At 65.3% G+C, this 13,594-nt stretch carries 10 protein-coding genes; all 10 read right to left on the minus strand.

The window, feature by feature from the left end:
* Window positions 1–218 precede the first annotated feature (218 nt).
* The 10 genes from ftsZ to mraY all read right to left on the minus strand — a co-directional run bounded on the left by ftsZ (window position 219) and on the right by mraY (window position 13,573).
* Window positions 219–2,018 carry a cell division protein FtsZ gene (gene ftsZ / locus ABID59_RS11635; RefSeq protein WP_354034271.1) on the minus strand — a complete coding sequence of 600 codons (1,800 nt, stop codon included), beginning with the start codon at window positions 2,016–2,018 and terminating at the stop codon, window positions 219–221.
* Between the two features lie 87 nt (window positions 2,019–2,105).
* Window positions 2,106–3,428, minus strand: coding sequence for a cell division protein FtsA (gene ftsA / locus ABID59_RS11640; protein WP_354034272.1), 1,323 nt, complete (start codon window positions 3,426–3,428; stop codon window positions 2,106–2,108).
* On the minus strand, window positions 3,425–4,453 hold the full coding sequence (locus ABID59_RS11645) for a cell division protein FtsQ/DivIB (protein WP_354083471.1): 1,029 nt from the start codon (window positions 4,451–4,453) through the stop codon (window positions 3,425–3,427). The genes ftsA and ABID59_RS11645 overlap by 4 nt, the downstream gene beginning before the upstream one ends.
* A 347-nt stretch (window positions 4,454–4,800) precedes the next feature.
* Window positions 4,801–5,787, minus strand: a complete 987-nt coding sequence (locus ABID59_RS11650) for a D-alanine--D-alanine ligase family protein (RefSeq protein ID WP_354083472.1) — start codon at window positions 5,785–5,787, stop codon at window positions 4,801–4,803.
* Window positions 5,788–5,816: 29 nt separating this feature from the next.
* Window positions 5,817–6,737 (minus strand): UDP-N-acetylmuramate dehydrogenase, encoded by a 921-nt coding sequence (gene murB / locus ABID59_RS11655; protein ID WP_354083473.1) that lies wholly within the window; start codon window positions 6,735–6,737, stop codon window positions 5,817–5,819.
* Window positions 6,738–6,920: 183 nt separating this feature from the next.
* The gene (murC, locus tag ABID59_RS11660; protein WP_354083474.1) at window positions 6,921–8,324 is read right to left on the minus strand and encodes a UDP-N-acetylmuramate--L-alanine ligase; all 1,404 of its coding nucleotides are present in this window, start codon (window positions 8,322–8,324) and stop codon (window positions 6,921–6,923) included.
* A gap of 138 nt (window positions 8,325–8,462) precedes the next feature.
* The gene (gene murG, locus ABID59_RS11665; protein ID WP_354083475.1) at window positions 8,463–9,563 is read right to left on the minus strand and encodes an undecaprenyldiphospho-muramoylpentapeptide beta-N-acetylglucosaminyltransferase; all 1,101 of its coding nucleotides are present in this window, start codon (window positions 9,561–9,563) and stop codon (window positions 8,463–8,465) included.
* Between the two features lie 110 nt (window positions 9,564–9,673).
* Entirely contained in the window at window positions 9,674–10,825 is a 1,152-nt protein-coding gene (gene ftsW / locus ABID59_RS11670) for a putative lipid II flippase FtsW (protein ID WP_148754090.1), read from the minus strand.
* A gap of 236 nt (window positions 10,826–11,061) precedes the next feature.
* On the minus strand, window positions 11,062–12,459 hold the full coding sequence (gene murD / locus ABID59_RS11675; protein ID WP_354083476.1) for a UDP-N-acetylmuramoyl-L-alanine--D-glutamate ligase: 1,398 nt from the start codon (window positions 12,457–12,459) through the stop codon (window positions 11,062–11,064).
* Between the two features lie 10 nt (window positions 12,460–12,469).
* Window positions 12,470–13,573, minus strand: a complete 1,104-nt coding sequence (gene mraY / locus ABID59_RS11680; RefSeq protein WP_148754087.1) for a phospho-N-acetylmuramoyl-pentapeptide-transferase — start codon at window positions 13,571–13,573, stop codon at window positions 12,470–12,472.
* Window positions 13,574–13,594: the final 21 nt, after the last annotated feature.

Here is a 13,594-nt window from a genome sequence, read left to right on the forward strand (position 1 = left end):
ATTGTTACCCCAAACCAGCCGTATTCGCGCCAAGGCTTAACCAAATTGCGCCGGGGTTTGGGGCCGTTATCGGCAGCTTTACTGAAGCACCGAACCTGTAATTAATGATTTAAAATCAGTTGCTTGAACGCCCAATCCGGATATGCACGGGACCAAAGGAAAGGCCCCGGCAAGCTTCCCGCCGGGGCCTTTCTGCGTCTGCCTTATTGTAACAATCCTCAGGTCGCCTGCCGCCGCAGGAAGGCCGGGATATCAAGATGGTCGTCTCCCTGTGGCGCCGGCGCAACAGGCGCGGGGCGACCATGGGCGTCGAGACCCTGCGGCGCGGGCCGGCGGGCATATTCCGACACCGGTTCGCTGGCGGCGATCTGCTGCTGCACCGTTCGCTGCGCCTTGCGCTCGGGCAGCGCCGGCATGGCGGGACCGGCGGTGCGGGCGGCGATCGGGGCCTCGGTCTCCTCGTCGCGACGACCGAGGCCGACATTGGCAAGGCGCTGGAGCAGCGACAGGCGGGTCTTTTGCGGCGTCTCTTCCTCAACCTCGCCACGGGCCTGACGCAGCTCGGCCTGGGCCGGCATCGGCAGCTCGTCGAGGCGCGGCATCCGCGGCGCGCGCGCCGGGGCACGCTCGGCCTGCGGTGGGATGAAGGTTTCCGGCGTCATTGGCTCATGCATGGCCATCGGCGCCTGCTCGGGCTCCGGAAACAGCGTGGGCTTCTGCGCGATCGGGCGCACGGTGACGTCGCCATAGGTCTGCATCGGCGCGGGCGCCTGCGGGACTTCGGAAACGGCAGCCGCGATGGCCGCAAGCGCCGCACGTTCGACATTGGAACGCGGCGCGATCGGAGCAGCAGCGACCGGCGCGGTACCCGGGATCTGCGATTCCAGCTTCTGAGCGCGCTCGGCCATGCGCTGGTTGTCGGCGCGGAGACGCGCGGTCAGGTCGGCGAGACGGCTCTCGGCAGCGGCCGCCGGAGCCGCGGGAGCCTGCTGGACCTGAGGTGCCGCGTTCGCAACCGGAGCGCTGGTGCCCTGGGTGTTGCGGGCGATCGCAGCCTGCTCGATCCCGGTGGCGACGACCGAGACGCGGATCAGGCCGTCGAGCGCTTCGTCGAAGGTCGCGCCGACGATGATGTTGGCGTCCTGGTCGACTTCCTCGCGGATGCGGGTCGCGGCTTCGTCGACCTCGAACAGGGTGAGATCCTTGCCGCCGGTGATGGAGATGAGGAGGCCCTTGGCACCCTTCATCGAGCTGTCGTCGATCAGCGGGTTGGCGATCGCGGCCTCGGCGGCGGTCAGCGCGCGCTTGTCGCCGGAGGCTTCGCCGGTGCCCATCATCGCCTTGCCCATCTCACGCATGACGGCGCGGACGTCGGCGAAGTCGAGGTTGATCAGGCCTTCCTTGACCATCAAATCTGTGATGCAGGCCACGCCCGAGTAGAGCACCTGGTCGGCCATCGCGAAGGCGTCGGCAAACGTGGTCTTCTCGTTGGCAACCCGGAACAGGTTCTGGTTCGGAATGATCAGGAGCGTGTCGACAACCTTGTGAAGCTCGTTGATGCCGGCTTCAGCGGTGCGCATGCGGCGGCCGCCTTCGAAGTGGAATGGCTTGGTCACGACGCCGACCGTGAGGATGCCCATGTCGCGGGCGGTCTTGGCGATGACGGGAGCTGCGCCGGTGCCGGTGCCGCCGCCCATACCGGCGGTGACGAACACCATGTTGGCGCCCGAGAGATGGTCGCGCAGCTCGTCGATGACTTCTTCCGCGGCAGCAGCGCCGACGTTCGGCTGCGAGCCGGCGCCGAGGCCCTGCGTCACCGCGGTGCCCATCTGCACGATGCGCTGCGCCTTCGACATCGTCAGCGCCTGCGCGTCGGTATTGGCGACCACGAAGTCGACGCCCTGGAGGCCGGCCGTGATCATGTTGTTGACGGCGTTGCCACCGGCGCCGCCGACGCCGAACACGGTGATGCGGGGCTTCAGTTCGTGAATATCAGGAGCATTGATGCTGATGGTCATGTTTGCCTCTCGATCACGCGCGCGTGGGTTCGCCCCGGCCTGCGGCCGCGGGAGTTGGTGAAAATCGACAATTGAGGAAAGCGGTCATCAGAAGCCCTCGCGTAGCCATCGTCCGACCTTTCCGAAATAACCGCCTGTTCCTGTCCTGACCTGCTGCCGCGTTTGCCGCGGTTCGACATGTTCGTGGTGAACATATTGCGGGTAGACGAGAAGTCCGGCCGGCACCGCGAACGCGGCGTTCTTCGCCTCGTTGGGCAGCCGGCCAAAACCGAGCGGACGTCCGACCCGCACGGGCCGGCCGAGAATCTGGGTTCCGAGCTCGACGAGGCCGGTGAGCTGCGAGGCGCCGCCGGAGAGCACGACACGGCCCTTAGGCTCTGCCGCGAAGGGCGAATCCTTCAGCTTGTCCCGAACCATTTCGAAGACTTCCTCGGCACGATGCTTGACGATGGTGGCGATGGTGGCGCGCGAAACGATCTGCGGCAGATCCTGGTCGTCACCGGCTGTCGGTACAGACATCAGCTCACGCGAGTCCGATCCGCCGGTGATGACGGTGCCGTATAACGTCTTGATTCGCTCGGCATCGGCAATGGTCGCCGAGAGTCCGCGCGCGAGATCCATCGTGATGTGTTGCCCGCCGACCGCAAATCCGGCCGCGTGCACGAAACGTCCGCCGGAATAGACCGCGATGGTGGTGGTGCCCGCACCCATCTCGACCACGGCAGCGCCGAGATCGGCCTCGTCGTCGGTTAGCACCGACAGGCCGGCCACATAGGGGCTCGCCGCCATGGCTTCGACGTTGAGATGGCAGCGTTCCACCGCCAGCATCAGGTTCCTCGCCACGGTGGCGTCGCAAGTGACGACATTCATGTCGACGCCGAATTGATGCGCAACCATGCCGCGGGGATCGCGGATGCCTTTGACGCCATCGAGCGTGTAGCCGACCGGCAGCGCATGCAGCACGGTACGGCCCTCGCCGGTGGCGTGGCGCATGCCGGTGGAGGTGACGCGGCTGACATCGGCCGGCGTCACCGCGCCGCCGCGGATATCGGCTGCCGCCTCGACCAGCTGGCCCGCGAGACGACCGCCGGAGACTGACAGCAAAACGGACTCGACCCGGACCTTGGCCATTTTCTCCGCAAGCCCGACGGCCTGACGCACCGCCTGCTCGCATTCGGCGAGATCGACCACCGCGCCGGCCTTCATGCCGCGCGACTGGATCTGGCTGTAACCGATCAGTTCGACCGCGTGGGTCCGGCCGCCCAAGGCCTCGCTCGGCGCCGACGGCTTCAGCCGCGCGATCATGCAGGCGATCTTGCTGGTGCCAATGTCGAGGCAGGCGACGAGACCGCCGCGCTTGTGCGGCATCGGGCGCGTCTTCGGCGTCTGGGTGCGATCAAGACCGGTCATGCGGCGTCCCCGGCCTTCTTTTTCTTCTTGTCCTTGAACAGATCCTCGCGCGACTTTGCGGCGTCATCGGACAGCTGCACCACCAGACGGTCGGGCAGGCGCATGTCGATCGCGACGATATCCTTCGAGAACAGCCTGTCGTCCTTATCGAGCTTGGAGAGCGCAGCCAGTGCGTTGCCGACATCCTGCTCCGGAAGGCGAATGTCGAGGCCGTCCTTCAGCCTCAGGTTCCAGCGCCGCTCACCGACATAGATCGCGGCTTTCGTCACCGAGTTCACCTGCGGATAGCGGGCGAGCAGCGCGAGGAAGTCGCGGGCCTGCGTGTCGGCGCCCTTGCCGACCACGAGCGGCAGCGACAGGAACCGGCGCGAGACATAGGGTTCGAGTAGCGCGCCGTCATCGGCGATGACGGAAAGCCGGCCGGCATCCTGCCACAGCGCGAACGCCTTGCGCTCGGTGATCTCGATCATGAGCCGGCCCGGATAGAGCTTCAGCACGGTCGCGTCCGCAATCCAGGGATTGGCCTTGAGCTTATCGCGGACGTCATCGGCAGCGAGGAACAGCAGCGAAGAGCGGCCGCTGACGCCGCCGATCGCGAGGATCTCGTCCTGGCTGAGCTGCTTGCGGCCGTTGATCACGACCGAGGTGATGCGGAAGCCGGCTGAATTGGCCATGGCGTTGCGCGCGTCGCTGACCGCCGTGATGAAATCCTGGAGATGGCCGCCCTTGACGGTGCCGAGGCCGCAGCTGCCGATCAGCAGCAGCACGGTCAAGCTGATCCCGACCCGGCGCGGCAGATAGCGCTCGACCAGCGCGACCAGGCGCGGTGGCGGCTCGCGCTCGACGACAGCCTTGGCCTTGATCCTTTGCTTTGCAGCAGCGCGCGTCTGCTCAAGTCTTTCCTGGCGCTTGTCCTGGACCCACTCGCGCAGAAGCACGACCGCTCCGATAGCGGCCGCCTTCAGGTCAGCTTGGGGCCTCAGCGATCTCAAAAACGACCGGGTGAGGCTTCCTGCACCATCCATTGCACGAGCTCGTCAACAGTTTGCCCACGACACCGCGCGGGTCCTGGCGAATGTGACGTCTCGGTCTGCCGGGCCGGGTGAGGGTCTTCGGCAGAAGAAACCGCTCCCCTTCAAAGCGTTCGCCGGTCGGGGACAATCCGAAACAGCTCACGCACCGGCAGCCAAAACGCCATATGCGCCGCCAGCGTTAACCTTCGGACTTCCTGGTAAACAAAAGGTAAAGTTCGTTAACGGAGAATGCTTTTTGCCCAGCTCTGTGAGGCAGTTATGCCACGATATCCGGCATTTTACCGGTTTTAGGCACCAAACCGGCCGTTTTCGCCCTCTCAGCCGTTAACCAATCCTAACTATTTCCGCACCCGCCGCACCGCCAGCTCGATCAGGTCGCGGAGGAAGTCGACAAACGCGATGCCCTCGGCTTTCAGCGCCTTGGGGTAGAGCGAGGACTTGGTCAGCCCGGGCAGCGTGTTGGTTTCGAGATAGACCAGCCCCTTCTCCGAGACGATGAAGTCCGAGCGGGAATAGCCGGCGCAGGACATCGCACGATGCGCCAGCATCGCCTGGGTCTTGAGCGCGGCGGTGACCTCGGGGGTGAAGCGGCCCGGGCAGATTTCCTGGGTCGACTTCAAAAGATATTTTGCGGCGTAGTCGAAACTGCCCTCGCCCGGAATGATCTCGATCGGCGGCAGCGAGATGATCGAGCCATCGGTGCGCTCCAGCACGCCGCAGGTCGCCTCGACGCCGGCGATGTACGGCTCGATCACATATTCCTCGTGTTTCGCGGCATTGCGGACGGCGACGAGATCCTGCTTGGCGTTGACGAAGATGAGGCCATAGCTGGAGCCATCGCGCGCCGGCTTTGCAATCAGCCTTCCGTACTCGGCGAAGGCATCATCGATCTTCTCGAGTGCGATATTCTCGGGCGGCGTCACGCCACCGAGCGCGGCAAAGCGCTTGGCCGCGATCTTGTCGAAGGCGAGATGCGAGGAGGCCGAGCCGGAGCCTGTGAACGGCACGCCACGCGCCTCGCACATCACCTGCAATTCGCCGTTCTCGGCGCTGCCGCCATGGAGGCTGAGCACGAGGACGCGGTCTTCAGTCCTGGCCCTGTCGAGCGCCTGCGCCAGCGGAATGCCGCGCGTGCCAGGCTTGAACTCGTCCTCGAAGGGCCGGGAATGTTCGAGCAGCTGCTTGGTCTGCACGACGTGCACCTTGTCCTCGACGTCCCACCACCAGAGATCGGCCTCGGGCAGTGCCTGATGCAGCGCCTGGGCTGAAGCGACGGAAACCAGACGCTCGCGATTGGAGCCGCCAAAGAGGATCGTGGTGCGCATGTTCTCTTGTCGCCTGTTTGCCTCGTCGTTCAAGCGGAAACCCCGATCCGCTTGATTTCCCAGTGCAGCTCAATTCCGGAATTCGCCTTCACGCGTTCGCGCACCGTCTCGCCCAGCGTCTCGATGTCGTGCGCGGTGGCATCGCCCGTGTTGATCAGGAAATTGCAGTGCATCTCGGAGACCTGCGCGCCGCCGACGCGCAGGCCGCGGCAGCCTGCGGCATCGACCAGCTTCCAGGCGGAATGGCCGGGCGGATTCTTGAAGGTCGACCCGCCGGTCTTTTCGCGGATCGGCTGCGCCGTCTCGCGGTGGTTCTGCACCTCCGCCATTCGCGCGCGGATCGCATCGGTGTCCCTGATCTCGCCGCGAAAGCGGGCGGAGGTGAAGATGATGGAGGGGTCGACGCCGCTATTGCGGTAGACGAATTTCATGCCGGCGTTGGAGAATACTTGCTTCGTGCCGTCGCGCCCGACGCCGCGCGCCTCGATCAGCACGTCCCTGGTCTCGCCGCCATTGGCGCCCGCGTTCATGCGCAGCGCGCCGCCGATCGTGCCGGGAATGCCGGAATAGAATTCGAGCCCGCCGATATTGGCAGAAGCCGCGACCTCCGCGACGCGCTTGTCGAGCGCAGCCGCACCTGCGGTGACGACGTCACCGTTCGCAGTGGCCTCACCAAAAGCGCGCGGCGCCAGCCGGATCACCACGCCGGCAATGCCGCCATCGCGCACGATGAGGTTGGAGCCGACACCGACGACATAGACCGGCATATCCTTGGCGAGATGCGCGAGGAAATAACCGAGATCATCCTCGTCCGCCGGCGTGAACAGCACCTGCGCCGGTCCGCCGACGCGAAACCAGGTCAGCTCGGCTAGCGACTGGTTGGCCAGCAACCGCCCGCGAAGATCCGGCACCGCGGCTTTGAGATCGGGCGTGATGTCGGGGAAGCTCATGCAGCTTCCTCGAGTGAGTCGGGCAGGCTCTCTCCGTTCCCTCCCCCCTTGTGGGGGAGGATCAGGGAGAGGGGTAGCCCCAAGCGTCGGAGTGTGTGGCTACCCCTCTCCCCCGCCCTCCCCCACAAGGGGGGAGGGAGCGCAGTGTGCTCTGTAGTGAATAGCGAGATCAAAATCACCGCCCTATCCCAGCGCCTTCAGTTGATCGGGAAGTGCGTACGCCCATTGCGTGATGTTGCCGGCACCGAGACAGACGACGAGATCACCCGACTTCGCCACGCCTTTGACGATGTCCGCAAGCTCGGAGGCTGCCGGCAACGGGATCACCTCGCGGTGGCCATGCGCACGCAGGCTAGCTACGAAATGATCTCGGTCGATGCCGTCGATCGGCGTCTCGCCGGCGGCATAGACGTCGGCGACAACGACCGCATCGGCATCGTTGAAGCAGGTACAAAATTCCTCGAACAGCGATTGCAGGCGGGTGTAGCGATGCGGCTGCACCACGGCGATGATCTTGCCGTTGGTGGATTCCCGCGCCGCCTTCAGCACCGCGGCGATCTCGACCGGGTGATGGCCATAATCGTCGATCACGGTGATGCCGCTCCACTCGCCGGTCTTGGTGAAGCGGCGCTTGACGCCGCCGAATCCGGCAATCGCCTTGCGGATCGCGTCATCTGAAACGCCGAGCTCGCGCGCGACCGCGATCGCGGCCGTCGCGTTGGAGGCATTGTGACGGCCCGGCATCGGCAGCATGAGATCGGCGATCTCGTGCACAGCCCCAGTTTTGCGATCACGGAACGCGACCTTGAATTTTGATCCGCCCCCCATCGGCGTGAGATCGACAAACTGCACATCGGCCTGCGGATTCGCGCCGTAAGTGATGATGCGTCGGTCCTCGATCTTGCCGACGAGGGTCTGCACGACGGGATGATCGATGCACATCACGGCAAAGCCGTAGAACGGCAGGTTCTCGACGAAATGCCGGAAGGCATCCTGCACGGCCTCGAAGGTCTTGAAGTGATCGAGATGCTCAGGATCGACATTGGTGACAATGGCAACATCGGTCGGCAGCTTCAGGAACGTGCCGTCGCTCTCGTCGGCCTCTACCACCATCCAGTCGCCGGCGCCGAGACGCGCGTTGGAGCCATAGGCGTTGATGATGCCGCCGTTGATCACGGTCGGATCGAGCCCGCCGGCATCGAGCAGCGTTGCGACCATCGTGGTCGTGGTGGTCTTGCCGTGCGTGCCGGCAATCGCGACGCAGCTCTTCAGCCGCATCAGCTCGGCCAGCATCTCGGCGCGGCGCACCACGGGAATGCGCCGCTCACGCGCCGCCATCAGTTCCGGATTGTCGCGCTTGATCGCGGTGGAGACCACGACGACCTCGGCCCCGTCGACATTCTCGGCCTTATGGCCGACCGAAACTTTCGCGCCCTTCTTGCGCAAACGGTCGAGATTGTAATTGTCGGAGGCGTCAGAGCCCTGCACGGCATAGCCGAGATTGACCAGCACCTCGGCGATGCCGCTCATGCCGATCCCGCCGATCCCGACGAAGTGGATGGGTCCGATCTCGCGCGGCAGTCTCATGCTCTATCCCATGGTTCCGTCGTCATGCCCGGGCTTGTCCCGGGCGTCCACGAATCCCAAGCTACTTCATGCAAGACGTGGATGGCCGGGACAAGCCCGGCCATGACGGCAAAAATACGAAAATCGGTCCGTTTAGGCTCAGATTCCCGCGACTTTGACCACCAGATCGGCCAGCCGCTCGGTGGCGTCGAGCCGGCCCGCCCCCTTCGCCGCGGCCGCCATGGCGGCAAGGCGCGCCGGCTCGGCCGCGAAACCGGATATCTCGGCGGCGAGACGATCCGAGGTGAACTCGGTCTGCGGGATGCGAATGGCGCCGTCGACATTGGCCAGCACGCCGGCATTGGCGAACTGATCCTGGTCGATCGCGCCCGGCAGCGGCACCAGGATCGAGGGTCGGCCGATCGCGGCGAGCTCGGCGACCGTGCCGGCGCCGGAGCGCGACACCACCAGGTCGTTCGAGGCGAGCCGCGCCGGCAGATCCGTGAAGAACGGCGCGAGCTCGGCATTGATCTTGAGCTTGTCGTAGACCGCGCGCACGCGCGCCATGTCCTCGTCGCGGACCTGCTGGGTGAGGACGAGCCGGCCCCACAACGCGGGCTCGAGCCGCTCGATCGCGCCCGGCACGATGTCAGCCATGATCCGGGCGCCCTGGCTGCCGCCGACGACGAGCAGGCGCAGCGAGCCATTCACTTCCGGTGCGACATATGGCTCGGCCGCAGCGGCGAGAACCGTCGGCCGCATCGGCGTGCCAACCGTCGTGGTCTTGGCTGCCAGCGCTGGATCGCGATCGAGCACGCCCGGCAACGACGTCGCGATGGCGCGGACGCGGCTCGACAAGAAACGGTTGGCGCGGCCGAGCACCGCATTGGCCTCGTGGATGATGCCGGGCACGCCGGCGAATTTTGCCGCGATCAATGGCGGCAATGTCGGATAGCCACCGAAGCCGATGACGGCAGCGGGCTTCAATCGCTTGATCAGGCGGTAAGCGGACAGCGTGCCGGTGGCGAGCGTGATGCCGGCATAAGCCAGCTGGAGCGGATTGCGACTGCGCGCCGTCTCGCTCGCGACGACGTCGATCATGTCCTTGCTGAACAGCCCACTATAGCGCAGCGCGCGCTCATCCGTAACCAGGCGCACGCGAAAGCCGCGCCGGATCAGTTCGACGCCGAGCGCTTCGGCCGGAAACAGATGGCCGCCGGTGCCGCCCGCGGCGAGAAGAATCAAGGGGGAATTGTGCATGAATGCCCTTTTACAAGGCCTCCGCCGTCATTGCGAGCGAAGCGAAGCAATCCAGACTGTGCCCGTGGAGGGATTCTGGATTGCTTCGCTGCGCTCGCAAAGACGAAAAACTACGCGTAGCTGCGCATCGCCTCGGCATGGCCGCTGGCCTCGACCTCGGTGCGTGGGCGCAGCCGCGTCAGCGCCAGCATCATGCCGACGCCATAGGACAGCGATATGATCGAGGAGCCGCCATAGGAGATGAAGGGCAGCGTCATGCCCTTGGCAGGGATGAGCTGGAGGTTGACCGACATGTTGATCGCCGCCTGCACGCCGAACAGGATTGCAAGGCCGGAAGCCGCAAAGCGCGAGAACATGTCCTCATTGGCGTAGGCGCGCGACAGCGTACGAATGACGACGAAGGCGAACAGCGTCAGCATCGCCAGGCACAGGATGATGCCAAACTCTTCGGCGGCAACCGCGAACACGAAGTCGGTATGGCTGTCCGGCAGGCTGCGTTTTGCGATGCCCTCGCCCGGTCCGAGGCCAAACCAGCCACCGTTGTAGAAGGCCTCCATCGCAGTATCGACCTGGAAAGTGTCGCCGGAGGCCGGGTTCATGAAGCGCTTGATGCGGCCGGCAACGTGGGGAACAAAAAGGTATGCGCTGAACAGGCCGGCCGCGGCCGCGCCGGCAAGGCCGAACACCCAGATCATGCGCATGCCCGCGATGAAGAACAGCGAGCCCCACACCATCAGGATCAGCATGGTCTGGCCGAAGTCGGGCTCCATCACCAGCAGCGACACCAGCATCAGCAGCAGCACCAGCGCCATCGAGGTCGCCGGCATCTCCGGCCGCTTGGTCGATTCCGCGAACAGCCAGGCGGCGATGACGACGAACGACGGCTTTGCGATTTCGGAGGCCTGAATGTTGACGCCGAGCAGCGTGATCCAGCGCCGCGAGCCCTTGACCTCGGGGCCGATCGCGAGCGTCACCACGATCAGGATAATGCTGATCGTGAAGATGATCAGCGCGCTTCGCCGGATCGAGCGCGGCGACAGGAAGGAGACGCCGACCAGCACCATGAAGGACGGCGCCAGGAACATCACGTGGCGGCTGAAGAAGTGGAAGGGATCGAGCCCGATGCGGGTCGCGACCGGCGGGCTCGCCGCCAGCGACAGGATGACGCCGGTCAGCATCAGCACCAGGATCGCGCCGAGCAGCGGCTTGTCGACGGTCCACCACCACTCGGTAAAGGGGGTGCGTTCTTCACGGGAGAGCATGGGCGGCCGCTTTCGGACAGAGGTCGGCCCATTGGTCGCCGAGGTTGGTTACCGGGGGGTTAAGGGAATAGCTATCTTTCGAGATAGCATACGTCGGCCACCACAAATGCCCGTCATACCCCGCGAAGGCGGGGTATCCAGTAGGCCGTGGCGTCGCGGCCCAAGCACCGCCTCTGGGATACTGGGTCACCCGCCTTCGCGGGTGACGACAGCAGAGATTGTGCAGCAAGCGCGCCCTACACCACCGGCTTCACACCCGGCAGCGCCTGCACCAGCTCGCGGAACCTGGTGCCCCGGATTTCGAAATTGCGGTACTGGTCGAAGGAGGCGCAGGCCGGCGACAGCAGCACGACCGCGTCGGACAGGCCCGACGCTTCCGCATCGCGCGTGGCGTGCTCGACGGCAACGTCGAGTGTCTGGCTGATCTCGTGCGCGACCGAGCCGAGAGTGCCGGAAAACTCCTTCGCGGCCTCGCCGATCAGATAGGCCTTGCGGATGCGCGGGAAGAAGCCGGCGAGGCCGGTGATGCCGCCCGCCTTCGGCTTGCCGCCCGCGATCCAGAAGATGTCGGCAAAGGACGACAGCGCATGCGCGGTGGCGTCGGCGTTGGTGCCCTTGGAGTCGTTGACGAACAGCACATTGCCGCGGCGGCCGACCTGCTCCATGCGGTGCGCCAGGCCCGGAAAGCTGCGCAGGCCGTCCTGCAACACGTCCAGGCTGATGCCCATCGCAAGCGCGGCAGCCGCCGCGCAAGCCGCGTTCTGCGCATTGTGCAGGCCGCGCAGCGAACCGATGCCGCCGAGCTTTGCGATTTCGCTGCGCGCGCCGCCCGAGGTGCGCACGATGGTGCCATGCTCGACATGAATGCCGCTCGCCAGCGGATTCCTGATGGAGATGCGCACCACGTTCTTGCCGGCGCGGTCGAGCCGGTCGGCGATGTCGCGGCAATAGCCGTCATCGACGCCGATAATCGACGTGCCACCTGCCTGCACGCCGACGACGAGACGCTCCTTCACCGCGGCGTAATGCGCGATAGTGCCATGACGATCGATATGGTCCTCGCTGACATTGAGCAAAATGCCGACGGAGGGATCGAGCGAGGGCGTGAGGTCGATCTGGTAGGACGACATCTCGATGACGTGGACGCGACCCATGCGCGGCGGCTCCAGCGACAGGATCGCGGTGCCGATATTGCCGCCCATCTGGGTGTCGTAGCCGGCGACCTTGGTCAGATGCGCGATCAGCGCCGTCGTGGTCGACTTGCCGTTGGTGCCGGTGATGGCAACGAACGGCGCGTTCGGCGCGTGGCGGCGGCGCTCGCGGCAGAACAGCTCGATGTCGCCGATCACCTCGACGCCCGCCTCGCGCGCCTTCAGCACGCTCCAGTGCGGTACTGGGTGGGTCAGCGGCACGCCCGGCGCGAGCACGAGCGCTGCGAAATTGCCCCAGGAAACGTTGCGCAAATCTGCGGTGATGAACCCGGCCTGCGCCGCCTTGGCGACGTTCTCGGCGCTATCGTCGGCGGCGATCACCTCGGCGCCACCGGCCTTCAGCGCGTGGCAGGAGGCAAGCCCCGAGCCGCCAAGGCCGAACACCGCGACCGTCTTGCCGGCGAAGGATGTGACCGGGATCATCGTGGTACCGTCAGCGCAGCTTCAGCGTGGAGAGGCCGGCGAGCGCCAGCATCACCGAGATGATCCAGAAGCGGATCACGATCTGCGGCTCGGTCCAGCCGAGCTGCTCGAAATGGTGGTGGATCGGCGCCATCCGGAAGATGCGCTTGCCCGTGAGCTTGAACGACACCACCTGCACGATGACGGAGACCGCCTCCAGCACGAACAGGCCGCCGATCACCGCGAGCACGATTTCGTGCTTCACCGCGACCGCGATCGCCCCAAGCATGCCGCCGAGCGCGAGCGAGCCGGTGTCGCCCATGAAGATGGAGGCCGGCGGCGCGTTGAACCAGAGGAAGCCGAGGCCGGCGCCCAATAGCGCGCCGCAGAGCACCGCGAGCTCGCCGGTGCCCGCGACATATTTGATCTGGAGATAATCGGCGAACACCGCGTTGCCGGCGAGATAGGCGATCATCGCAAAGCTCGCGGTCGCGATCATCACGGGCACGATGGCGAGGCCGTCGAGACCGTCGGTGAGGTTCACCGCATTGCCGGCACCGACGATGACGAAGGCGCCGAACACGACGAAGAACCAGCCGAAATGCAGCACCGTGTCTTTCAGGAAGGGTATAGTCAGCGCGGTCGAGGCGGGATCGCGGTTCAGCCGCACCAGCGCATAGCAGGCGACCAGCGCGATCACCGCCTCGATCAGCAGGCGCAACTTGCCGCCGAATCCGCTCGTGGTCTGCTTGGTGACCTTGAGGTAGTCGTCATAGAAGCCGACGAAGCCGAAGCCGAGCGTCACCGCCAGCACGATCCAGACATAGGGATTGAGTGGGTTGGCCCACAGCACCGTGCCGACCGTGAGGCCGGACAGGATCATCAGCCCGCCCATGGTGGGCGTGCCCTTCTTGGCCAGATGCGATTGCGGACCGTCGGTGCGGATCGGCTGGCCCTTGCCCTGGCGGATGCGCAGATGATCGATGATCCAGGGCCCGAACAGGAACACGAACAGCGCGCCGGTGACCACGGCGCCGCCGGTGCGGAAGGTGATGTAGCGGAAGACGTTCAGAACGGTGCGCACTGCACCGAAGCCCGGAAATGTGTTGGAGAGCTCGATCAGCCAGTAAAACATTCAGACGGTCCTATGGCGCCT

This window comes from Bradyrhizobium sp. S3.3.6, from assembly GCF_040546905.1.
Classification (GTDB): Bacteria; Pseudomonadota; Alphaproteobacteria; order Rhizobiales; family Xanthobacteraceae; genus Bradyrhizobium; species Bradyrhizobium cytisi.